The organism is Streptomyces sp. NPDC046759, assembly GCF_040645475.1.
GTDB lineage: Bacteria > Actinomycetota > Actinomycetes > Streptomycetales > Streptomycetaceae > Streptomyces.
The window spans coordinates 364,187-385,836 of sequence record NZ_JBEYYJ010000003.1 but is presented as its reverse complement, the minus strand read 5'-3'; the positions used below and the strand labels follow the sequence as shown (position 1 = coordinate 385,836).

The window sequence follows — 21,650 nt, the reverse complement described above, 5'->3', positions numbered from 1 at the left end:
CGTCCGCCAATGGACGCCACACATCTCCCGCCGGAGGACACCGCGGCGGCCGCCGCCGCGCGCCCCGGCGACGCCGCCCGCGAGGCCCTGCGGGCGGCACGGGCACGCACCGATGCCGAGCGCGCTCAGGCGCCCGGGCCGGCGCCGGACGCGCCGGGAACGGCCGAGGAGACGGCACCCGACAGCGCGGCACGGGAACCGGCGAGCCCGGCCGGGCCGGCGGCGGAACACCCCGCCCCCACCGAGCCCAGGCCGGGCGACGCGGCGCGAGCGGCGCTCAGGACCACCGCAGCCGTGGCACCGGCCCGCACGGAAACCCCGGCGCCGACCGCCCGCCCCGGCGCCGCGCCGACCGCCCGCCCCGGCGCCGCGCCGGGCGGACGCCCCGCCGACGTCGCCCGGGAAGCGCTGCGCGCGGCCCGGCGGGAGTCCCTGCGCGCCGAGGCGGAGGCGGACGAGGACGCCACGCGCGGCGAGCGGCACAAGGAGCCCCGCACCCGGCGCGGGCCACGCCCGGCCGGCGGCTCCGGGCCCACGGCACCGCGTACCGCTCCCGTCCCCGCACCGGACGCCCGGGCCGCCCGCAGCAAGGCCGCCCAGGACATGCGGCACTACCTGGCCAACGCCTTCCGGATGCCGGCGTGGTCCGACACCCCGGAGGAGGAGCCCCCGAGCGCGGACGGCAGCGGCGAAGCCGCCGAGCACGGCGAGCGGGACCGGGCCGCCGTGCCGGCGCCCCCGCACCTGCCCGCCACCATGGCCACCCCCCACCGCGACACCGAACTGCGCCGCACCTTCCCGGCGTTCACGCCCCGCGCCTCCGGCACCGGGGGAGCGCCGTTCGCGGAGACATGGTGGGGCAACGCATGGGTCGAGGCGCTGGAACAGGGCGCCCTGGATCCCAAGCGGCTGGCGCGGGGCCGTGACTACGCCGATCAGGGTCACGTCGACGCGATCACCGTGACCCCGGGACTCGTGCTGGCGTACGTGCGCGGGAGCCGGCCCCGCCCGTACCGCGTGCAGGTGCGGGTCCGCACGCTGGACGACGAGGACTGGGCGCGGTTGCTGGACGCGGCCGCCGACCGCCCGGGCCACATCGCCGCGCTGCTCGACAAGGAACTGCCCCAGTCCCTCGCCGACTGCGGCGTCCCTCTGCTGCCCGGCCCCGGCGACCTCGTCCCGCGCTGCAGCTGCCCCGACTCCGGGCACCCCTGCAAGCACGCGGCCGCACTCTGCTACCAGACGGCGCGGCTGCTCGACGCCGACCCGTTCGTGCTGCTCCTGCTGCGCGGCCGCGGCGAGCGGGACCTGCTCGACGCGCTGTCCAGGCGCAGCGCGGCCCGCGCGGCCCTTGCCGCCCGGCAACGGCAGCCGCATTCCCTGCCCGGTGTCCGTGCGACCGACGCCCTCGCGCCGCGTGAACTCCCCCCGCTGCCATCGCCGTTGCCGGCGCCCCCGCACCCGGAGCAGCCCCCGGTGTATCCCGCCGCGCCCGGTGGCCCTGACCCCTTCGCGCTGGACCAGCTGGCGACGGACGCCGCCGCCCGCGCCCACGCGCTGCTCGGCACCGGACGCGATCCGGTGGGCGGGCTGACCCTGTGGCAGGACGCGGTGCGCCTGGCCGCCGCCCGCCCCGGTTCCGGCCTCACGGCCACCACGCGCGGGCTCTACGCGACGCTCGCCGAGGCCGTCGGCCGCACCCCGGCCGAGCTCGCGCGTGCCGTCGCCGCCTGGCGGCAGGGCGGCCTCGACGGGCTGGCCGTCCTGGAGGAGCCGTGGGACCCACCCGCCGGCCGCTTCGACCGGGCGCGTCCCCTGCTGCTCGCCGCCGACCTGCCGGCCTTCCGGCCCTGGCGCAACCGTCTGACCCATCCGGGCGGTCACGTCCAGCTCCGCTTCGGCCGCGACGGCCTGTGGTACGCCTACGAGTCGGAACCGGACCAGGACGACTGGTGGCCCCGCGGCACCCCGGACCTCGACCCGGTGGGCGCCCTGACGGGTCTCGGCACGCCGGACGACCTCTAGGCCCGGTCCCACGCCGGGTGGGCCGGGGCGGTGCGCCGGAGCCCGGTGGCCGATGGCATCATGACCGGCCGTATCCACGGGTGGACGGGAGACGTGAGACCGGTGAAGGCGGGACGGGGGCATCCGGTGAGGGCCGCGAGCGCCCCGAGGACAGTGGCGGGCCGCATCGGGACGGCGCTGTTCATGCTGTTCATCGGGCTACTGTTCAGCGGCCTGGGGGCCGGCGGGGGCGTCGCCCTCGCCGACGGCCTGAAGTACTCGACGCGCATGTCCGGCACCCCGGGGCTGCTGAAGATAGACACCTGCATCACCACCGGCAGCGGCAAACAGCGCCACACCGACTGCTACGGCTTCTTCCGCTCCGACGATCACCGGGTGACGGACTCGTTCGCCTCCATCGGCGAGTCCTACGACAAGGGGACGGTCCTGCCGGTCCAGCGGGACGCGGGCGGTCACTGCTACCTGGTCGGGGTGGCGCCGACGGCCGGGCGGCTGGCCGGGCTCTGCGCCTGTGCGGTGGCACTCGTCGCCGGCCTCACCTCGTTGTGCGGCGCGTTCTCCACCGTGGCACCACGGCTGGGCAGCCGGATCGGCGCGGCGTTGTGGTCACCGGAGGCCGGCCGCGTGCTGGGCCGGCTGCTCAGGGCCTGCGGCATCGGGTTCGCCCTCTTCGCCGTGACCGGCGTCATCGGATGGCTGGCCATGCCCTGAGGGCGCACTCCGTGACCGGACCCGCCTGACAGATGCCGCCCCGGCCGCCATCTACACTCAGTTGGTAGCCGCAAGCAACGGAACGTGCGCGGTGGCCGTCCGGCCCGTCCGCTGAAGCACCGCGCCGACGACCTGGCCGACCACACGCACACGAGCCTCGGAGCCGGGCACAGCCCGGCCGGAGAGGCGAGGCAAGGAGATCCGCACGCATGACCACGTCCGCATCCCCGGCTCGTGGGGGAACCGGAGCGATATCCGCATCCGCATCGGCACCAGCCGGCCGCCTGACGCACCGCCAGATCATGACGATCCTCAGCGGCCTGATGCTGGGGATGTTCCTCGCGGCGCTCGACCAGACCATCGTCAGCACCTCGATCCGTACGATCGCCGACGATCTGCACGGCCTCAGTGCGCAGGCCTGGGTCACCACGGCGTACCTGATCACCTCCACCATCAGCACCCCGCTGTACGGAAAGCTGTCGGACCTCTACGGCCGCAAGCCCTTCTTCCTGGCGGCCATCACGATCTTCATCGCGGGCTCGGCGGCCTGCTCGTTCGCCACCTCGATGACGGAGCTGTCCGCCTTCCGGGCCTTCCAGGGCATCGGCGCGGGCGGCCTGATGTCCCTGGCGCTGGCGATCATCGGTGACATCGTGCCGCCCCGCGAGCGGGCCCGGTACCAGGGCTACATGCTGGCGATGTTCGGCTCCTCCAGCGTGCTCGGCCCGCTGATCGGCGGTTTCCTGGCGGGCCGCGGCAGCATCCTGGCCATCGCCGGCTGGCGCTGGGTGTTCCTGGTCAACGTGCCGGTCGGCATCATCGCGCTGTTCGTCGTCGCCAAGGTGCTGAACCTCCCGCACACCCGGCGCGAGCACCGCATCGACTGGTGGGGTGCGCTCACCATCGCCGTCGGCGTGGTGCCGCTGCTGCTGGTGGCCGAGCAGGGCCAGGACTGGGGATGGACCTCCACGAAGGCCTGTGTCTCCTACGCGGTCGGCGTGGTCGGCCTGATCGCATGGGTCTTCGTCGAGCGGGCCATGGGCGAGGAGGCCCTGATCCCGATGCGGCTGTTCCGCGGCGCCGTGTTCAGCAAGATGAGCCTGCTGTCCGTGCTGATCGGCATGGGCATGTTCGGCGGGATGATGATGGTCCCGCTGTACCTGCAGATCGTGAAGGGTGTCAGCCCCACCAGGTCGGGTCTGCTGATGCTGCCGCTGATGGTCGGGATGATCGCCGGAACCATCGTGGTCGGACGCGTCATCCAGAAGACCGGCAAGTACAAGATCTTCCCGGTCATCGGCACGCTGCTGATCATCGCCGCCATGCTGCTGTTCCACTACCGGGTCGAGTGGAACACGGCGCTGCCGGAGACCATGGCCTACATGGCGCTGTTCGGCATCGGCCTGAGCGGATGCATGCAGATCCTGACGCTGGCCGTGCAGAACGCCGTCGAGCCGAAGGACATGGGCGTGGCGACCGCGTCGGCCACCTTCTTCCGGCAGATGGGCGGCACCGCCGGCACCGCCGTCTTCCTCTCCGTGCTGTTCAGCACGGTCGGTGACAAGATCAGCTCGGCGTTCCGGGCCGCGTACGGGACGCCCGCGTTCCAGGCCGCGCTCCATGACCCGGCCGTACGGGCCGACCCCGCGAACCAGCCGGTGCTGGAGATGCTCAAGCATCCCCACACGGGCGGCGGGAGCGGCTCGGGCGTGCTCGACGACTCGTCCTTCATCCAGCGGCTCGACCCCCGCCTGGCCCAGCCGTTCAAGGTCGGCTTCACCGACTCCATGCAGCTGGTGTTCATCATCGCGGCCGCCGTGATGGTGCTGGGCTTCCTGGTCGCGGTGTGGACCAAGGAGGTGCCGTTGCGCAAGGTCTCCGGACTGGAGGCACGGGCCGCCGAGGAGGGCACCGCCCCGGCTGCCGAGCCGGCCGCGGCCACGGCCGCCGAGCCCGCCCCGGAACACACCGCCAACGGGCTCGCCGCCGAGCCCGCCACCGGCACGACCCGGCCCGTCGAGCAGGCCGCCGACCGGTTCGAACCCGCGCCCGCGCCCTCGTCGTACGGCGTCCACGGCCGGGTGCTGGACGGCACGGGCGCGCCGGTGCCACAGGCCGTGATCACCCTGATCGACGTGGGCGGACGGCAGCTCGGCCGCGCGGTCAGCGGCGAGGACGGGGGCTATGCGATGACCGTCGGCGGCCCCGGCACCTATGTGCTGATCGGCGCCGCCGGTGCCCGGCAGCCGCAGGCCGTCACGGTGCTGGTCGGCGAGGGGCCGGTGGAATGCGACCTCGCGCTGAGCGGCACGGTCGCCCTCGCCGGCACGGTCCGGGACGCGGCCGAGGGCTCCCCGCTGCCGGGCGCCCTGCTGGTCGCCACCGACGTGCGCGGCGAGGTCGTGTCCTCCGGCACCTCGGCCGCCGACGGCGCCTTCGAGCTCACCGACCTGGTCCCCGGCAGTTACACCCTCGTGGTGAACGCACCCGGACACCGTCCGGCCGCCCTCCCGGTCGACGTCACCCCGGGAACCGCGGACCCGTGCGAGATCCGCCTGGAACCCGGTGCCCGGCTCCACGGAGTCGTCAGCGCCGCAGGCGGCCGGCCGCTCGACGACGCCAAGGTCATCCTGCTGGACTCGGCCGGGAACGTGGTCGGCACCGCGCTCACCGGCGCCGACGGCGCTTATGGGTTCACCGACCTCGACGGCGGCGAGTACACGGTCATCGCCGGCGGCTACGCCCCGGTCGCGGCCTCCGTGCGCATGGACGGCAGCGGCATCACGGACTTCGACCTCGAGCTGTCCCACGAGGACGAGTCCCGGTAGCCCCCACCGCACCGGCTCCGCACAGCGGGTGCCGTCCGCCGTGCGGGGCGAACGGCACCCGGTCAGCCGGTCATGGCAAGGCCCTTGTCGATGACGTCGGTCCCCGCCAGAGCTCGGCCGCGGCGGGCCTTGCCACCGGGGTCGTCCGCGCCGGCCGGCGCCGTGATCGGTACGGTCGGCGCGGGACCGGCGACCGGACCGGCCACGATGTGCCGTGCCATGGTCCGCGCGTCGTCGACGAGCGGTGCCCACAGCCGGTCGCCGCGCCCCGGCTGCACCGCGTGCTCTCGGTCCGCGGTGGCGCAGGCCGGGGCGTGTCCGCCCGCCTCCGGCCTCGGATTCCGGCAGCGCCCGGCGGCACGGGCCGGCCTGTGAGTGCTCCACGGCACGCGGCGGCTCACGGAACCGGGCGCACGGCCGGCCCGCGGGAGGTTCCGCCCGGCGGTGTACGAGCTCGTGTGCGGCTGGCGGGGGATCCCGAGCGGGTGTGCTGCAGCTCCAGCCGCGGCCCCGTACCCCTCGGGTTCTCCTCGACTGAGCACTCGATGCGACGCGGTGCTGTGATGACACACATCTGTGGTAACGCCGCCGGAGGCCCTTCGCGATTGACCGGGCGTAGCCTTCGCCTGCGCAATGCATCTGCAAGGTGTACCTGCCTGCCATGAGGACGCGCCCGCCGCCGACATCGCTGCCGCCCGCCTGCTGCCTCACGTGTCCCGCCTGCTTCCTTTTGGGGCGCCTTCGTCCGCTATGGCAAACCGGCCCCCGCCCGACGCTCACCGATCACGCCAGCAGGGCCCGTACCGGGACGGTACGGGCCCTGCTGGCGCAGTTGATGATCAGGTCACCATCGATACCAGCGGCCGCGACCACCACCGGCACTGGTGGATCGCATGACGAAACCGAGCAGCCACACGACCAGGACGGCGAGGGCCACCCACCAAAGGATTTTGACAGCGAAACCGGCACCGAAAAGGATGACCGCGAGAAGCAGGACCAGAAGCAGGGGAACCATAGTTATCGACCTCCTGTCCGCCCGTCTTCCCTGCCTTTTCTTCGATATTCGAGATCAGCACCTTGTTTATCAAGGGGAAGCAGGGGCACGAGCCGGTTACCGCGACCGCGGTCCCGAAGCTACGAGGAGGCGTTGTTCTGTGACTGCCAACGAGAAGACGAAGGCGAAGACCGAGCAGGCCAAGGGCAAGGCCAAGGAGGCTCTGGGAAGCGCCATCGGCAACGACCGTATGGCCGCCGAAGGCCAGGCAGAGAAGAGCACCGGGGACGCCCGCGAAGCCAAGGAAAAGGCCAAGGACGCCTTCAAGCACTGACCTCCGCGAACCGGAAAGAGGCCCCTTGTGAGGGGCCTCTTTCCGGTTCGGCGGGGCCACGCGTTGATCCGGCACCGTCGATTTCCTGCTCCGGCTGTCTGCGGCTGGCCCGAGAAGGTGGCTTGCAGGTCTCCGCCACAACCGTCTCGCTCGCGCGCCGATGCTCTCGACAGGTCTTTCGTGACTGCTTCGGTACGAGCGAGACCCTGCCCAAGCCAGTTCATCATGGCGCCCTGCATCTTCTGTGCCGCAAAGGCACGCCGTCGTAGCTCACTCAGCCGCTGCCTGATGATCGTCACAACGGTGGGCGGGTCAGTCGTTGAACGCCGTGGCCACGGCATCTCCGAGCTGATTCAAGACGTCCCGTGAGAGCTGCACGGACCCGGTGAACGAGAAGAAGGCGTGGGTGGCACCCTTGACCGGGAGGTGCGTGACCGGCACGCCGGCGTCGGCGAGCTTCTGCGCGTACCGGTCACCCTGGTCCCGCAGCGGATCGTGTTCGGCGGTGACGACGACGGCGGGAGGCAGCCCGGCCAGCTCGTCGCAGCGCGCCGGCGAGACGCGCAGGTCTGCGCCTTCGTCGGGCGTGTTGAGGTAGAGGCCCCAGAACCACTCGAGCCAGCTGCGGCTCAACAGCGGTCCGGCCATGTTCTCGTACATGGAGGGGCTGTCGTCGAACCGGTCGACCGCCGGGTACGCCAGTACCTGGAGTGCGATCCGAGGTCCCCCGCGCCGCTGCGCTTCCTGCACGAGGGCCGCGGCGAGGTTGCCGCCGGCGCTCTCGCCGAACACCGCGATGCTTTGCCCGTCGCCGCCGAAACCTCCGGCGCCGGCCGCGACCCATGTCAGGGCGGCGTAGGCGTCTTCGATCCCTGCCGGGAAACGGTGTTCGGGCGCTAGCCGGTAGTCGACGGAGACCATGAGCGTGCCGGAGCGGTTGGCCATGATGCGGGCGATGTGGTCCTGGCTGTCCAGGTCTCCGAGGACCCATCCGCCGCCGTGGAAGAAGACCGTCACGGGCAGCGGCCCGGAGCGCGGGACGGCGGCGGGGGCGTAGATACGGACGGGGACCTCGAGTCCTTCGGCGGCGGCCACTGCGTCGTGCACGCTGCCGACGGGCTCGACGTCACCCGCGAGGGTGGCGAAGCTGCTCACGAGGTCGCGGTTCTCCGCGACCGTTCGGCTCTCCGGTGCCGGTTCGCCTCCTTCGGCCAACTTCTCGAGCAGGGCATCGATCTGGGGGTCGAGGGACATGATGAGGACCTTCCTGGAGCTGGCGAAGCGACACGGATGGGAATGACTGTTCCGATCTCTGCAAGTCGCAGGAGTGGAGCAGCGGCAGCGTGATGCCGTCCGGCGCTGGATCGCCGGCCCTGGCTGCGCTGTCGTATCCGTTCTGGATGTGGGCCTGCCGGTGGCGGTGCGCTGCGTACGGTCAGCGGGCGATCGAGAGCGCGAAGGGTGTGAATCCGGTGGACCGGATGACGTGCGGGACGAAGAGGATCGCGGCCTCGGTGGCGCGGGCGGTATGGATTCCGCCGAGGTCGGTGATCCACTCCTGGTGCCAGCCGAGGTCGGTGAGCAGTTCACCGACCGTCTGCTTGGCCTGCGGGTCGTCGCCGGAGAGGAACGCGGTCGGTGTCTGGGTGAGCGTGGCCGGTGCGGTCATCACCGGGAAGAGCATGGTGTTGAGGGTCTTGACGACGCGGGTTTCGGGGAGGGCGTCCTGGAGTTGCTCGGCGAGGCTCGAGCCGGGGTGGATCAGGTCCGCGGGCAGTCCGTCCGGTCCGTCGGTGGTGGCGTTGGAGACGTCGACGAGGATCTTGCCGCGCAGTTCCTCCCGTAGGGCGGCGAGCCGGTCCAGCGAGCCGGCTCCCGGGGTGGCGTTGATGACGATCCGGGCTGTCCGGGCAGCGTCGGCGGCGGCGCCCGGTGTGCGGTCCGCCACGGTCACCTCATGCCCTGCCCGGGTGAGGGCTGTGGCCAGGTTGCCGCCGACGCGGCCGTTTCCGAGTACTGCGATCGTGGTCATGGTGATGTGGTCCTTTTCGTGGGTGCGGGTTGTGGTGCGCGGTCAGCGTGAGAGCGTGGCGACGGCCTGGGCGTGGATGCCGGGGGCGGCGGCCAGGAGGCTTTCGCTCTGTGGGGTCCAGGGGCGGCCCTGGGCGTCGGAGATCTGTCCGCCGGCCTCGGTGACGAGCAGTGCGCCGGGGAGCAGGTCCGCGCGGGCGCCGGCGAACTGCCAGAACGCGTCGATGCGGCCGGCGGCCACGTTGGTCAGGTGCAGGGTCGCGGGCACGGCGGTGCGGACGACGAGCGCGTCGAAGAGCATCGCGGTGATCGAGGAGCCGACGCGCCGCACGACTTGCTCGTCCTCGTCGGGCCGGGCCTGGCTGGTGGCCACGATGCTCAGGCCGAGGTCCGCGGTTGGGGAGACGTGCAGCGGTCGGCCGTCGAGGTGGGCGCCCGAGCCGGTGAGCGCGGTGTAGGTCTCCCCGGTCAACGGCAGGTGGACCGCGGTGAGCACGGGCTGGTTGTCGCGCACGAGGGTGGCGGTCACCGCCCACTCCGGCAGGGCGTGCAGGTGGTTGACGTTGCCTTCGGCCGGATCCACGACCCACCATTCGCCGGGCGGCAGCGCCCCGCCGTCCAGCTCGTCCTCCACCCAGCCGGCGTCCGGGCGCAGGCCCGTGAGGCGGGGGCGCAGGATGTCGAGGGCCGTGTCGTCGTTGGCGGCGAGGGCGCGCATCAGATCTTCGCGGGTCTGGTAGCGGACCACCTCGCCGAAGCGCTCGCGCAGCGCCGAACCGGCCGCGCGCACGGCGATCGCGGTCTGGGCGAGCAGGTCGGCGCCGGAGGCGGCGGCGTCAGTGGTGTGAAGCGTTTCGGACATGGTGAACTCCCTTGTGAATAGGGGGTGATGAGGCCGTTCGAGCCGGACTGTGCGCTCGGCTCAGCGCTCTGGTCTCGAAGGTATACAGCCCCTTGATTGACTTCAAATGCATGTAAAGCACGGCTAGAATTACTCACATGCAATTGGATTTGAATCTGCTGGCCGCGCTCGACGCGCTGCTGGAGGAGGGCAGTGTGGCCGGGGCGGCCGCGCGCCTGCATGTCACCGCCCCCGCGATGAGCAGGAGTCTGGGCCGAATCCGCCGCACGACGGGGGATCAGATCCTGGTGCGCACCGGCCGCACGATGACCCCGACGCCGTATGCGATCGCCGTCCGGGAACAGGTGCACGAGCTGCTGCAGCAGGTCCAGGGGGTGCTGGCACCGAGCCGTGAACTCGATCTGGCAACGCTGGAGCGCACTTTCGCACTCCGCTGGCACGATTCCCTGGTCGCCTTGGGCGGCCCCGCGCTGCTCTCGGCCGTGCGCGGACAGGCGCCGGGCGTGCGGTTGCGCTTCGTCGCGGAATCGAGCATCGACACCCCCGAGTTGCGGCGCGGCGAGGTCGACCTGGAGGCGAACGCCAACCGCCCGAGCGCACCGGAGATCCGCGCCGAGAAGGTGGGCGAGACCCGCCTCGTCATCGTGGTGAGGCAGGGGCACCCGCTCACTCGTGTCAGGACCGTCACCCCGAAGCGGTACGCCGCCGCTGAGCACGTCACCGTCTCGCGACGTGGAAACCTCAGCAATGCCCTCGACGACGCCCTCGCGCGGCTCGGCCTCACCCGCCGCGTGGTGGCGACCGCGCCCACGGAAGCTGCCGCACTGGAGTTCGCGCGCGGCTCCGATCTCCTGATCAGCGTCCCTGAAGCCACCGCGCGGTCCGCGGTCGCCGACCTCGGCCTGGTCGTGCTGCCTCTCCCGCTCGAACTGCCGTCGGCGCCGATATACCTGTCGTGGCATCAGCGCTACGACACCGACCACGCCCACGCCTGGCTGCGCGGGCTGGCGCGAACCGCGCTGGCCATGGGCGGAGCGTCGTCGTAGCCGGCGCCGTCCGGCTGCTTCACCCATACGTCCAGGCGACCACCTCGATGCCGCACGGCCGGCCGCTGTCCGCACCCGCATCAGTGCACCAACCCCGCCGGTAGGCGTACACGACCGAGCTGAACGGGGCCGCGAAGCCCGAGCTTGCCGAGAAGGCAGGACACGAACGTCTCGACAGACCCCTGGCCGCCTACCCCCGTGCTGCGCCGGCCGCGGGGCGGCCGGAGCGACGCCTGCGGCTCACGATCGCTGACCTGTTTGCCCTGCTCAGTCAGTCGGCCGGATACAAGTCGCTTCAGGAGGCCGTCGCGGGAACGAGGTTGTCGAGTCCCTTCGCACTCCCCGTCGCGGCCTCGATCGAGCGCGGCAGCATGATGCTCTCGTAGGCGCGCACGGCGTCGTCGACGCTGGACTCGGTGACCAGTGCGTGGGCGAGGTCGGCGCCGTCGAGCATGGCGAGGTTGGCGCCCAGCCCGACGGGTGGCATCAGGTGCGCGGCGTCGCCGAGCAGCGTGACGCCGGGAACGTGTTCCCAGGTGTGCGGGGCGGGCAGGACGAACAGGGACCGGTGGATGAACTTGTGGTCGCTGTTGCGCAGGAGGTAGCGCAGGCTCTCGTCCCAGTCGTCGAACAACCTCGACAGATATGTCCGCACGGCCCGCCGGTCGCCGAGGTCGACACCGGCGGCCTCATGCCAGTCCTTGGGCGCGCGGAGCGCGATGTAGGCGCGGATGTGGCCGTTGCTGTTGCGCTGGGCGACCAAGGTCCTGCCGGCGCCCTTCGCCAGCATCGATCCGTTGCCGACCAGCCGCGCGAGCTCGGGATGTCGGGTGTCGCAGTCGTCGAACCCGGTCTCGACGAAGGTGACACCGGTGTAGCCGGGTACGGCGGGTGACAGAGCCGGGCGCACGCGTGACCAGGCGCCGTCGGCACCGACCACCAGGTCGAAGTCCTCGGCGGTGCCGTCACCGAAGAGCAGCCGGCAGGTGCCGTCCGCCAGCGGGGTGACGCCGGTGACGGCACGGTCCCACCGCACCGTGCCCTCGGTGAGCGAGTCCAGGAGCAGGCCCCGCAGCTGGCCTCGGTCGATCTCCGGCCGGCCGCCGTCGGCGGACGGCCCCTGCTGCGCCAGGAGGGCGGCGGTGGCGAAGTCGAGCACGCGCCACTCGTCTCCTTCGGGGCGGGCGAGGGCGTGGAACCGGTCGAGGAGCCCCGCCGTACCGAGGGCGGCCTGGCCGGTGTCGGGATGCATGTCGAGGGAGCCGCCCTGCGGGCGGGCGCCGGCGGATGCCTCGCGTTCGAAGACGGTGACGGAGCGGCCGTGTTGCTGGAGGACTCGGGCGCAGGTGAGGCCGCCGAGGCCGGCGCCGGCAATCGCGATGCGGGGATCACGGGCAGAGTTCATGGGAGTGCCCCTCGGGAGGTGGGTGAGCCGCCGGGAGATCCGGCACGACCAAGAAAGCACACTGGATAAATAAGCGCAATGACTAAACTTTTGCAGCGACTGCACTTCGAGGTACGGTGGGCGAGTGACCGAACCGACCGGGCGCCGCGAGCGCAAGAAGGCCCAGACCCGCCAGTCCCTTGCCGACGCCGCGCTTGAGCTCTTCCTCGAGCGCGGCTACGACCAGGTCGGCGTCAAGGACGTCGCCGACCGTGCCGACGTCTCGGTGACCACCCTGTTCAAACACTTCTCCGGCAAGGAAGCCCTGGTCTTCGATCAGGACGACGAACTGGAAGCAGAACTCGTCGCCGCCGTGCGCGAACGCGCCCCGGGCCAGTCGATCCCGCAGGCGCTGCGCGAGCACCTCCTGCGGAAACAGGCCCAACTCGCCGTCCACGCCAGCGACCCGCGGTTCGCCGACTTCACGCGCCTGGTGCAGGAAACCCCCGCGCTGCGCGACTACGCCCACCGCATGTGGACGCGCCACGAAGCGGCCCTGGCCAGGGCCGTCGCCGAGGAGGTGGGTGCGCCCGAGGATGACGTCAGCTGCGCCGCCCTGGCCCGTTTCGCCCTTGAGGCCCGCAGCCTCATCCTGGGGCACGCCGAACCGCGCCGAGCCGCCGACGAGGCCTTCGCGCTGCTCGAACACGGCTGGGCAGCCTCCCATCCGGGCAACTGACGTCGCTCGCCAGGGCCCCCTTGCCGTGCGGCAGCCGAGGATCCTGGCCGGCGCCCGCATACCGGCTCGGCGGATTGAAGTCCTCGGCATGTACTGCACGAAGGCCGTGGTGCCGAAGTGCCGCTGAGCCGCCTCACCCTGCCGAAGTCCGTCTTCGCCTCCGCTCAGTCGGCCAACCGGCTGGTCAAGACGGGCGATGGCCACCCGCCCTTCGTCAAGGACCGCTTGTCCACCGTCGCCGACAGTTCGACGGCCGGATCGACGTCACCTACTCGGCGACGGCCCGCGACGGGGACGCGCTGGCGACCCCCGAGCCCCACTAACCGCTGCTTCCCGCAGTAGAGCGCAGGCAGTCGGCTGACGACGTTGAGCGGAAGCCGTGCAACAAGTACGCAGCAGCCGAGGGTGAGTGACGCGTCGTCGGAATGCCGGCGACGGCCTCGGCTGCGCTGCCGCGGACCAGCTGTCTCCGGTTGACAAGGCGTGACCCATGCATTGCCAAGCTAGGCAACTTTTGGCATCATCCTTGTCATGAAGCCTCGTGTACTGGTCCTCGGGGATCAACAGTCCATGGTCGACGCGGCCGTCAAGCTGGGGGCCGAGGTGTGGTGGGCACAGCGTCCCGAACGCGTCCGACCGGAGGAAGCCGTCGCTCCGGCCGTGACGCTGCTGGCCGACTACACGGAACCGGCGTTCGTCGACCTCGTCGCGCACCTGCACGTGCTCAGGCCGTTCGACGCGGTGGTGAGCATTCAAGAGCACGCCCTGCTGTCCCTCGCCGCGCTGAACGAGCGGCTGGGGCTGCGCGGGCCCGGCTCGCACACCGCCCGTCTCGTCACCGACAAGTGGGCCATGCGCACCCGGCTCGCCGAGCGGGGACTGAGTCCGGTGGCGGCCGCCCTGGGGCGGACAGCGGACGATCTGCGGGCGTTCGGTGCCGAGCACGGCTTCCCGTTCATCGCCAAACCGGTCGCCGCGACCGGCAGTTTCGGGGTGGTCCTTGTCGAGCCGCACCGGGTGGACGCGATCGCGGAGGAGTTCGCCGGCACCGGGGCGAGCGCGTTCCTCATGGAGGAGCGCCTCGACGGGCCCGAAATGAGCGTAGAGAGCTTTAGCTTCGCCGGACGGCATGTCGTCCTCGCGCTCACCGACAAGTCGACCGGCGACGGGTTCGTGGAGACCGGGCACACCGTACCCGCCGAACTGGACGAGAACGTCGCCGCAGAGGTCGTCGCCCTGGCCGGTGCCTTCCTGGACGCGGTCGGCCTGAGCGACGGTCCGTCCCATGTAGAGGTGAAACTCACCGCCGCCGGCCCACGGATCGTCGAAGGCCACTGCCGGCGCGGCGGGGACCGGATCAACGAACTGGTTCGCCTCGCCTACGGAGTGGACATGGAGGAGCTGACCGTGGCGTGGGCGCTGGGGCGGGCGGAGCCCTTGACCGCGCCCCCGGCCGCCCTCCGCGCCTCGGCGATCAGGTTCGCCGAGGCCCCGTGCGGCGAACTGGTTGCGGTGAGCGGGAAGGAGGAGGTTGTCGCCGACCCGGATGTGACGGAGGTCCGGGTACTGCACGAGGTAGGCCGGCGCATCGGACCGGTGCGCTGGTCGGGGGACCGGGCCGGGTACGTGATCGCGACCGGGAAGACGCCGGCCCAGGCGGCGGCCAAGGCCGCGCAGGGCGCGGCGCGGCTGGTCTTCAGCGTGACGGAGGAGCCGACGGCCGAGCAGTCGCGGACGGCGCCCGCCGACCGCGACCTCAGCCGCGAGAACGACCTCTCCCGGCACGTCGGCTACGAGCGGACGGACGGCGGCGACGATGACTGAGGTCGTCGAACGGCCGGGCGCGGCAACGCGGGTGAGTGAACGGGTGCTGCGGCGCGTTCTCGCCGTCAACTATCTGTGCTGCCAGTTCGGCAAGTTCTCCCTGATGCCGGTGCTGGCCGTCATGCTGGCCCGCGGCGGCGGAGGTACGTCGCCGGTCGCCGGGTTCGGCATGTTCGCCTTCCTGCTGTGCATCGGCCTGTCCTCGCTTCCGGTCAGCCGCTGGCTGCCGAGACTGCCCTACTCCGTGGCCATGGCGGCGGGCATGCTGTGTTCCGGTGTCGGGTTCGGCGCGCTTGCCTGGGCCACCGGGCCGGTGCCGGTCCTTCTGGCACTTTGCCTGGCCGGCTTCGGCAACAGCGTCCACGGTGTGCTCGTTCGCGTGCTGGTCGCGGAGAGCGTCACCAGCGAACCCGCACGCAACACCATCTACTCCGTCGTCCAGATCGCCACCAACGTCGCCGCCGCCCTGGGCCCGTTCATCGCCGGCGTGCTCTACGTCTCCGGTGACAACCGGCCGTTGCTGGCGTTCATCGGCATCGCCTACCTGGCCGCGGCCGCGACGCTCCTCGTCGGCCTTCCGGCCGGGCTGCGTCCGCCGAGCACAATCCGGCGCAGCGGCGGGGCCCGTGCCCGGATCCGCGCGCTGCGCGATCCCGAGTGCGTGGGCGCCCTCACCCTCACGGCAGCCGGGGCCTTCGCCTACGGACAGTTCTACTCCGCGTTCGCTCTGTATGTCGCGCTGACGATCGACTCCCCGCTCCTGCGCGCGGTCCTCCTGGGCGGCCCCCCGATCGCCATCGCGGTGTTCCAGTCCGGGGTGACCGTCCTGGCGAACCGCCGCCTGCGGGCCGGTACGGCGCCGATCACGCTCCTGGCCTTCTCGGTGCTCGCCTTCGGCTGCGGCATCGTTCTGCTGGGCGCAGGACTGCCGCTCGTCCTCGGAGCGGCCGCTGCCATGGCGGTGTTCGCGCTCGCCGAGATGCTCTACACCCCGATGGTCAGCATCGCGTTCAACCGCCTCACCAACGTTTCCGCCATCACCTCGTCGAACCTCCAGGGCGTCTCGCTGACCACCGGCGAGGCCCTCGGATCGCTGTTCGGCGGCGCCGTATTCCTGGCCTGTCACCAGCATGGCCGCGGCGACTGGTACTGGCTGGCGCTCGGCACGGTCACGATCGCCGGTGTCTGCCTCCACCTGGCCAGAGCCCGCACCACCACCCCCTCCCAACCGGACGAAGGGCAATGACATGGAACACCTGAAGCGCATCGCCATCCTCGCCGAGGACGAGATCACCCCCAGCACGGCCAAGACCGTGACCGGCATCCTGCGGTACCGGTCCGACCGGGTGGTCACGGTGATCGACAGCCACAACGCCGGCCGGGACGCCGGTGAAGTGATCGGCGGCGGCCTCGGTGTCGGCATCCCGATCGTCGCGGACATCAACGCCGCCATGGCCTTCCAGCCGGAGGCCGTCCTGCTCGGGACCGAGCCCACCGGCGGCATCCTGCCGCCGAGCTGGCGGCCCATGATCCTGGAAGCGCTCGGCCAGGGCCTCGACGTGATCAACGGCCTGCACACGATGCTGGGTGAGGACGAGGAGATCCGGGCGGCGGCCGAGCGCGGCGGGGCCACGCTCTGGGACGTCCGCCGGGAGCCCAAGGAGCGGTACACCGTCGAGTTCACACCGGACGGCAAGCCGGTGTTCGAGATCAAGAAGCATCGCCCCGGCTCGCGGACCGTGCTCGCGGTCGGCACCGACTGCGGCATCGGCAAGATGACCACGATGCTCGAGATCGAGAAGGAGGCGCTCCGGCGCGGCCTGTCGCCCGCGTTCGTGGCGACCGGGCAGATCGGGACCATGATCACCGGCCGGGGAGTGTCGATCGACGCGATCATGGTCGACTACGTCGCCAAGATCATCGAGGAGGAGGTCTGCGCCGCCGTCGAGCAGAGCGACCTCGTCCTGGTCGAGGGCCAGGGCGCGCTGAACCACCCGCGGGGCTCCGGCGGGCCGCTCTTCTTGATGCACGGCAGCCGCGCGGACTCCCTGATCATGTGCCACGACCTGAGCCGCCCGACCATCAAGCTGCTGCCGGATCACCCGCTGCCGTCACTGGAGCGGGCGATCGAGATGCACGCGGAGGGCGCGAGCTGGCTGTGGCCGGAGGGCCGCTGCCCGGTCGTGGGCATCTCGCTGATCACCGCCGGACTGCCGGACGAGCGGGCGCGCGAGGAGATCGCGGCCATCGAGGCGGCCACGGGCCTGCCGACCACCGACGTGGTCCGCTACGGCGCCGCCCCGCTGCTGGACGCGATCCTGGCCGGCCCGACCGCCTGACCCGGTCCTTTCCCCGGCCCCTCCACCACCCGGCGATGGCGCGCCCGGCGCGCCATCGCCGTCCCGTCCTGCCGCGCCCTGCTCCATCCCCCACGCGCGCACCGTCGTACGCCCGCCCGCGTCCGCTTCGGTCCGGCGCCGTGCCGCCTTCCCCGCCACTGGAGAGGAAACGTGACGATATCCGTACAGAGCGAACTGCACAGCCTCGACTTCAGCAGGCTCGACCGTCAGGTGCGCAAGGCGCTGAAGGAGTTGTGCAAGCTCGACAACCACCATGCCCCGCTGGCGCTGATCGGGGACTACCTGCTGGTCGCCGCGTCGGTGTGGCTGTGCGTGGGAGTCTCCTACTGGTTCTACCCGGTCTCGGCCATCCTCATCGGCTCCACGCAGCGGGCCTTCGTCAATCTGCTGCACGAGTCCTCCCACAAGGTCCTCGCCCGCAACGGCCGACTCAATCTGCTGCTGGGAACGGTGTTCTCCGGCTATCTCGTCCTGCACATGTACAACCCGTACCGCAACTCCCACATCGGCTTCCACCACCGTTTCCTCGGTGATCCCGAAAAGGACCCCGACTACAACTTCCACGTGGAGATAGGCATCTACGACCACACGCAATCCGACCGGAAGTTCTTCTTCCGCAACATCACGTGCGCGCTGCTCGGTCTGCGCGCGGCCGAGTACGTCGGATACGTCGTGCGTGATCGCATCCTCTTCAAGGCGGACGACGTCGCGGTCTCCATGCCGGTACGCCAGAGTACGGAGCGCGCGCTGCTGCTCGCGCAGTGGGCCGTGATCGGAGCCGTGTGCACCTGGCAGGGCTGGCTGCCGGAACTGTTGCTGTTCTGGTTCGTGCCCCTCTTCACCACGGCCATCGCCATCGGCTGGCTGTCGGAGCTGGCGGAGCACTACCCGCTGCCGGAGAGCGAGTCCCGGCAGATCCTCATGACCCGCAACCGCCACGGCTGGGTGATCGAGCGTTTCCTGCTCGGCCGGCACCACGACAATTACCACCTGGTGCACCACCTCAACACCGGGGTGCCCTTCTGGAACATGAAGAGGGCGCACCGAGTGCTGCTGCAAGACCCTGGCTACGCCCGCTGGGACGGGCTGTGGGCGGGCATCCTGACCCGCTCGTGGGGGCGCAGGAACCAGGAGACGCTGCTCAGTTACGCCGCCAAGTACCGCCGCTGGCGCCGCACCGGAGGTGATCCGGCACAGAACCGCGAGCAGGGTTCCTTCGCCGAGGCCGTGGCACTGGCCCGGGCCTCCTGACCCCGCGCCGACGCGAGAGGAGAGGACGCCGTGCCTGTGCACCTGAACACCGCGGGCGCCGGACTCATGCCCGCCGCCGTCGTGGACACCATGAGCGGCTACCTGCGACAGGAGGCGGCCGACGGCGCGTACGAGACGGAGCTGCGGCACGCGGACACGCTCGACAAGGGCGTGTACGGCAACCTGGCTCGCGTGCTCGACGCACCGGCCGAGGACCTGGCGCTGTTCGACAGCGCCACCCGCGCGTGGAGCTCGGCCGTCACCCCCTTGGTCCTGACCGGCGCCGACCGGGTCTGGATCACCCCCTATGAGTACGCGGGCAGCCTCATCCTGTGGACGGAGCTGCGCCGCCGTACCGGGATACGGCTGGAGGTGATCCCCCTGCTGCCCGGGGGCGATCTTGACGTGGACTGGATGCGCCGCACCCTTCGCGAGGACGTGGCCGTCGTTTCCGTACCGCACGTGCCCTCCGGCTGCGGCATCGTCAACCCGGTCGAGGAGATCGGCCGGGTCCTGGCGCCCTGGCCGTGCCTGTACCTGGTGGACGCATGCCAGTCCGTGGGCCAGCTCCCGGTCTCGGTGGCGGACATCGGCTGCGACCTGCTCACCGGCGCGGGACGCAAGTTCCTGTGCGGGCCGCGCGGCACGGGTTTCGCCTACATCGGGCCCCGGCTGCGCGCGCGGGCACGGCCGGTCTTCCACGATCTGCACGTTGCCGACATGACCTCCGACGACACCTACGAGGTGCACACGGACGGTGCGCGGCGATTCGAATACGCGGAGCGGTCGGGGGCCGCGATCGTAGGCCTGGACGCGGCGTTGCGCCAGCACCTGGACCGGACGTCGCGGCGGGCCGGCGACGCCCGGCCGGTGCGCGACCTGGTACGCGAGGTGGTCGAGGAGACACCCGGCACCCGGCTGGTCGATCCCGGCGCCCGCCACGCCTCCATCGTCACGTTCGTGTGCGACCGGATGCCCGCGGCGCGGCTGCGGGAGGAACTGTCGGCCCGGGGGGTCAACGCCTGGGTCGCCCAGGGCAGTCACACGCCCCTGTTCATGCGTCGGCAGGGGATCGAGCACGCCGTGCGCGTGTCGCCCCATCACTACAACTCGGCACAGGACGTCGAGGTGTTCGCCCGGGCACTGCGGGCCGTCATTGGCTGACCCGACACCGCGCCGCTGCGCGGCATACCGGCGATTGAGGAATTTTCCAGCAACGCCCGGGAGTCCGGGCGAGGGCGGAGACATCATGGGTTCACCACACGAAGCGATCGACCGGGACGCGCTGTGCGCCCTCGGCGACGAGCGGATCGACTGGCGGTTCAAGGGCCTGCCGGTCTCGGCCGAGGGCAGCACGGTCGCCGAGCTGGCGGCCCGGCGGCTCAACGTCTTCGACGACGGGTTCGTCGGGCCCGTGCTCACGATCGACGCCGACGCCCTGGAGCACAACGTCACCACCATGGCCAAGTGGTGCGCCCAGCGTGGCGTCCAGCTCGCCCCGCACGGCAAGACGACCATGGCCCCGCAGCTGTGGGCGCGCCAACTGGACGCCGGGGCCTGGGGGATCACCGCGGCCAACACCGCACAACTGCGCGTCTACCGCGCCTTCGGCGTATCGAACGTGCTCTTCGCCAACCAGCTCGTCGACGCGCCCTCCCTGCACTGGATCAGCGCCGACCTCGACCGCGACCCCGCCTACCGGTTCAGCTGCTTCGCCGACTCACCCGACGTCGTCCAGCGCATGAACGACGCGCTCACCGCGCTGAGGCCCGCGCCGGCCCGGCCTGTCGACGTCCTCGTGGAGGTCGGCCGTACGGGCGGCCGGGCCGGCGCCCGCACGGTGGCGGACGCCCTCGCCACGGCCCGCGCGGTGGCCGACAGCCCGGTGCTGCGGCTGGTCGGAGTCGGGGGATACGAAGGCGTTCTGGTCAACGACCCCTCGCCGTACAGCCTGAACGTCATCGACACGTTCCTGTCGCGGATGCGGGAGGTGACGGAACGCCTTCTCGACGAGCGCCTCTTTGAGTCCGATACCGTGGTGCTGACGGCCGGCGGCAGCTGCTTTTTCGACCGCGTCGCCGAGGCGCTCACCGGACCGTGGCCGTCCGGACCGGACGTGCTGCCGGTCCTGCGCAGCGGCTGCTACATCGTCCACGACGACGGCTTCTACCGCTGGATGTCGCCGTTCTCCCGGCAGAGCGGGCAAGAGTCACTGCGGCCGGCGCTGCGGGCCTGGGGCCGGGTGACCTCGACCCCGGAACCGGGCCTCGCCCTGGTCACGGCCGGCAAGCGCGACCTGTCCTTCGACGCCTGGCAGCCCGAGCCGCAACTCGTCCGGCGGGACGACGGCTCGACCCGTCCGCTGCACGACTGCGTGATCAAGGAAATCAACGACCAGCACGCCTTCATCCGGCTCGCGCCCGGCAACGACATCCGGGTGGGGGACTGGGCGGGCATCGGGCTCGCCTACCCGTGTACGGCCTTCGACAAATGGCAGCTGATCCCGGTGACCCGGGGGGAGACCGTCGTCGACTTCGTACGCACGTTCTTCTGACCGCCGGCACGGCCGGGAAACGGCGAGGGAGCAGGGGGAGCGCATGACCCACACCCGCACCGGACCACGCGGCGCGGACCCGGTGGCCGGGTGGCTGCGCCACCCGCACGCGGCCACGGCCCTGCCGGCGGCCGTGCTGCTGGCCGGCCGGTCGCCCGCCGGCCACCTCCTGGGTGGTTTGCTCGCCGTGGCGGCGCTGGGCGCGGGCGTACTCGCCGCGCGCCCGCGGCCCCGTCCGGCGGGGCGCGGAACGCCCGCGGCCTCCGGAACGGCCCGGCTCGCCGGCGGCGTGCTCGCCGCGGCGGGGCTCGCCGCCCTGCCGCTCCTGCCGGGGCCCGTCTGGGTGGCGTGCAGCGGGCTCGCCGGGCTCATGTGGCTCCTCGGGTACGTCGCGGCGGCCGGCCCGGCGGGCACGGCGGTGCCGCGCCCGGTACCGACCTGGAGTGTCGCGGCCCCGCTCAGCGTGCTCCTGTGCCTCCTCACCCGTCCCGAGGTGCCCCTCGCGGCGCTGGCGGCGCTGGATGCGGCAGCGCTCGCGCTGCTCACGGCCGTGCCGGATGCCGCACCCCGGCCGGCCGCCGCGCGCGTTACAGCCCGCCGGCAGCGACCCGGCCGCCGCCGGGACCGGCGGGGCCGGTCCCCGTCCCGGGAGCCCTGGCCGGCCGGACAGCGGCGGTGGGTCAACCAGCGGACACCCTGACGAGGGC

Annotated in this window: 19 protein-coding genes; 13 read left to right on the top strand and 6 right to left on the bottom strand. The window is 71.8% G+C overall.

Annotated features, from left to right (window positions below):
- Window positions 1-9 precede the first annotated feature (9 nt).
- The 3 genes from ABZ919_RS06495 (at window position 10) to ABZ919_RS06485 (ending at window position 5,564) form a co-directional block, all read left to right on the top strand.
- Entirely contained in the window at window positions 10-2,025 is a 2,016-nt protein-coding gene (locus tag ABZ919_RS06495) for an SWIM zinc finger family protein (RefSeq protein WP_361243500.1), read from the top strand.
- A 93-nt stretch (window positions 2,026-2,118) separates the two neighbouring features.
- On the top strand, window positions 2,119-2,736 hold the full coding sequence (locus ABZ919_RS06490) for a hypothetical protein (protein ID WP_361243421.1): 618 nt from the start codon (window positions 2,119-2,121) through the stop codon (window positions 2,734-2,736).
- Window positions 2,737-2,945: 209 nt separating this feature from the next.
- Window positions 2,946-5,564: a DHA2 family efflux MFS transporter permease subunit gene (locus ABZ919_RS06485; protein WP_361243419.1), complete on the top strand. Its 2,619-nt coding sequence runs from the start codon at window positions 2,946-2,948 to the stop codon at window positions 5,562-5,564.
- Window positions 5,565-5,626: 62 nt separating this feature from the next.
- Here the strand turns inward: ABZ919_RS06485 and ABZ919_RS06480 are convergent, their stop codons facing one another.
- Both ABZ919_RS06480 and ABZ919_RS06475 read right to left on the bottom strand, forming a co-directional pair.
- Window positions 5,627-5,842 (bottom strand): hypothetical protein, encoded by a 216-nt coding sequence (locus ABZ919_RS06480; RefSeq protein WP_361243417.1) that lies wholly within the window; start codon window positions 5,840-5,842, stop codon window positions 5,627-5,629.
- 566 nt (window positions 5,843-6,408) lie between these two features.
- The gene (locus ABZ919_RS06475; protein WP_055495969.1) at window positions 6,409-6,579 is read right to left on the bottom strand and encodes a hypothetical protein; all 171 of its coding nucleotides are present in this window, start codon (window positions 6,577-6,579) and stop codon (window positions 6,409-6,411) included.
- 139 nt (window positions 6,580-6,718) lie between these two features.
- Here ABZ919_RS06475 and ABZ919_RS06470 point away from each other — a divergent pair, with 139 nt between their 5' ends.
- A complete protein-coding gene (locus ABZ919_RS06470) occupies window positions 6,719-6,892 on the top strand; it encodes a CsbD family protein (RefSeq protein ID WP_361243415.1) in 174 nt (57 codons plus the stop codon).
- A gap of 312 nt (window positions 6,893-7,204) precedes the next feature.
- Here the strand turns inward: ABZ919_RS06470 and ABZ919_RS06465 are convergent, their stop codons facing one another.
- The 3 genes from ABZ919_RS06465 to ABZ919_RS06455 form a co-directional block, all read right to left on the bottom strand.
- Window positions 7,205-8,146: an alpha/beta hydrolase gene (locus ABZ919_RS06465; RefSeq protein ID WP_361243413.1), complete on the bottom strand. Its 942-nt coding sequence runs from the start codon at window positions 8,144-8,146 to the stop codon at window positions 7,205-7,207.
- Between the two features lie 181 nt (window positions 8,147-8,327).
- Complete coding sequence (locus tag ABZ919_RS06460; RefSeq protein WP_361243411.1) at window positions 8,328-8,924, bottom strand: NAD(P)-binding domain-containing protein; 597 nt, start codon at window positions 8,922-8,924, stop codon at window positions 8,328-8,330.
- 42 nt (window positions 8,925-8,966) lie between these two features.
- Complete coding sequence (locus ABZ919_RS06455) at window positions 8,967-9,785, bottom strand: 3'(2'),5'-bisphosphate nucleotidase CysQ (protein WP_361243409.1); 819 nt, start codon at window positions 9,783-9,785, stop codon at window positions 8,967-8,969.
- Between the two features lie 137 nt (window positions 9,786-9,922).
- Here ABZ919_RS06455 and ABZ919_RS06450 point away from each other — a divergent pair, with 137 nt between their 5' ends.
- Window positions 9,923-10,831, top strand: coding sequence for a LysR family transcriptional regulator (locus ABZ919_RS06450; RefSeq protein WP_361243407.1), 909 nt, complete (start codon window positions 9,923-9,925; stop codon window positions 10,829-10,831).
- A gap of 295 nt (window positions 10,832-11,126) precedes the next feature.
- On the opposite strand, the gene ABZ919_RS06445 is transcribed toward ABZ919_RS06450, so the two are convergent.
- The gene (locus ABZ919_RS06445; protein WP_361243405.1) at window positions 11,127-12,236 is read right to left on the bottom strand and encodes an NAD(P)/FAD-dependent oxidoreductase; all 1,110 of its coding nucleotides are present in this window, start codon (window positions 12,234-12,236) and stop codon (window positions 11,127-11,129) included.
- 124 nt (window positions 12,237-12,360) lie between these two features.
- Here ABZ919_RS06445 and ABZ919_RS06440 point away from each other — a divergent pair, with 124 nt between their 5' ends.
- The 8 genes from ABZ919_RS06440 (at window position 12,361) to ABZ919_RS06405 (ending at window position 21,643) form a co-directional block, all read left to right on the top strand.
- A complete protein-coding gene (locus tag ABZ919_RS06440) occupies window positions 12,361-12,954 on the top strand; it encodes a helix-turn-helix domain-containing protein (protein ID WP_361243404.1) in 594 nt (197 codons plus the stop codon).
- A 531-nt stretch (window positions 12,955-13,485) separates the two neighbouring features.
- On the top strand, window positions 13,486-14,778 hold the full coding sequence (locus ABZ919_RS06435) for an ATP-grasp domain-containing protein (RefSeq protein ID WP_361243402.1): 1,293 nt from the start codon (window positions 13,486-13,488) through the stop codon (window positions 14,776-14,778).
- Window positions 14,771-16,024 carry an MFS transporter gene (locus ABZ919_RS06430; RefSeq protein WP_361243401.1) on the top strand — a complete coding sequence of 418 codons (1,254 nt, stop codon included), beginning with the start codon at window positions 14,771-14,773 and terminating at the stop codon, window positions 16,022-16,024. The genes ABZ919_RS06435 and ABZ919_RS06430 overlap by 8 nt, the downstream gene beginning before the upstream one ends.
- A 1-nt stretch (window position 16,025) precedes the next feature.
- Entirely contained in the window at window positions 16,026-17,117 is a 1,092-nt protein-coding gene (locus tag ABZ919_RS06425; protein WP_361243399.1) for a DUF1611 domain-containing protein, read from the top strand.
- A gap of 171 nt (window positions 17,118-17,288) precedes the next feature.
- Window positions 17,289-18,389 (top strand): fatty acid desaturase family protein, encoded by a 1,101-nt coding sequence (locus tag ABZ919_RS06420; protein ID WP_361243397.1) that lies wholly within the window; start codon window positions 17,289-17,291, stop codon window positions 18,387-18,389.
- Window positions 18,390-18,419: 30 nt separating this feature from the next.
- Window positions 18,420-19,553, top strand: a complete 1,134-nt coding sequence (locus ABZ919_RS06415) for an aminotransferase class V-fold PLP-dependent enzyme (RefSeq protein ID WP_361243395.1) — start codon at window positions 18,420-18,422, stop codon at window positions 19,551-19,553.
- An 85-nt stretch (window positions 19,554-19,638) separates the two neighbouring features.
- Window positions 19,639-20,943 carry an amino acid deaminase gene (locus ABZ919_RS06410; RefSeq protein WP_361243393.1) on the top strand — a complete coding sequence of 435 codons (1,305 nt, stop codon included), beginning with the start codon at window positions 19,639-19,641 and terminating at the stop codon, window positions 20,941-20,943.
- Window positions 20,944-20,986: 43 nt separating this feature from the next.
- On the top strand, window positions 20,987-21,643 hold the full coding sequence (locus tag ABZ919_RS06405; RefSeq protein ID WP_361243391.1) for a hypothetical protein: 657 nt from the start codon (window positions 20,987-20,989) through the stop codon (window positions 21,641-21,643).
- Window positions 21,644-21,650 lie beyond the last annotated feature (7 nt).

Excerpts from the sequence above, each read along its gene's own strand:
- ABZ919_RS06425 (WP_361243399.1), top strand. The coding sequence starts at position 16,026 with ATGGAACACCTGAAGCGCATCGCCATCCTCGCCGAGGACGAGATCACC.
- ABZ919_RS06495 (WP_361243500.1), top strand. The coding sequence starts at position 10 with ATGGACGCCACACATCTCCCGCCGGAGGACACCGCGGCGGCCGCCGCC.
- ABZ919_RS06410 (WP_361243393.1), top strand. The coding sequence starts at position 19,639 with ATGGGTTCACCACACGAAGCGATCGACCGGGACGCGCTGTGCGCCCTC.
- ABZ919_RS06445 (WP_361243405.1), bottom strand. The coding sequence starts at position 12,236 with ATGAACTCTGCCCGTGATCCCCGCATCGCGATTGCCGGCGCCGGCCTC.
- ABZ919_RS06465 (WP_361243413.1), bottom strand. The coding sequence starts at position 8,146 with ATGTCCCTCGACCCCCAGATCGATGCCCTGCTCGAGAAGTTGGCCGAA.
- ABZ919_RS06405 (WP_361243391.1), top strand. The coding sequence starts at position 20,987 with ATGACCCACACCCGCACCGGACCACGCGGCGCGGACCCGGTGGCCGGG.
- ABZ919_RS06450 (WP_361243407.1), top strand. The coding sequence starts at position 9,923 with ATGCAATTGGATTTGAATCTGCTGGCCGCGCTCGACGCGCTGCTGGAG.
- ABZ919_RS06485 (WP_361243419.1), top strand. The coding sequence starts at position 2,946 with ATGACCACGTCCGCATCCCCGGCTCGTGGGGGAACCGGAGCGATATCC.
- ABZ919_RS06475 (WP_055495969.1), bottom strand. The coding sequence starts at position 6,579 with ATGGTTCCCCTGCTTCTGGTCCTGCTTCTCGCGGTCATCCTTTTCGGT.
- ABZ919_RS06460 (WP_361243411.1), bottom strand. The coding sequence starts at position 8,924 with ATGACCACGATCGCAGTACTCGGAAACGGCCGCGTCGGCGGCAACCTG.
- ABZ919_RS06430 (WP_361243401.1), top strand. The coding sequence starts at position 14,771 with ATGACTGAGGTCGTCGAACGGCCGGGCGCGGCAACGCGGGTGAGTGAA.
- ABZ919_RS06435 (WP_361243402.1), top strand. The coding sequence starts at position 13,486 with ATGAAGCCTCGTGTACTGGTCCTCGGGGATCAACAGTCCATGGTCGAC.
- ABZ919_RS06455 (WP_361243409.1), bottom strand. The coding sequence starts at position 9,785 with ATGTCCGAAACGCTTCACACCACTGACGCCGCCGCCTCCGGCGCCGAC.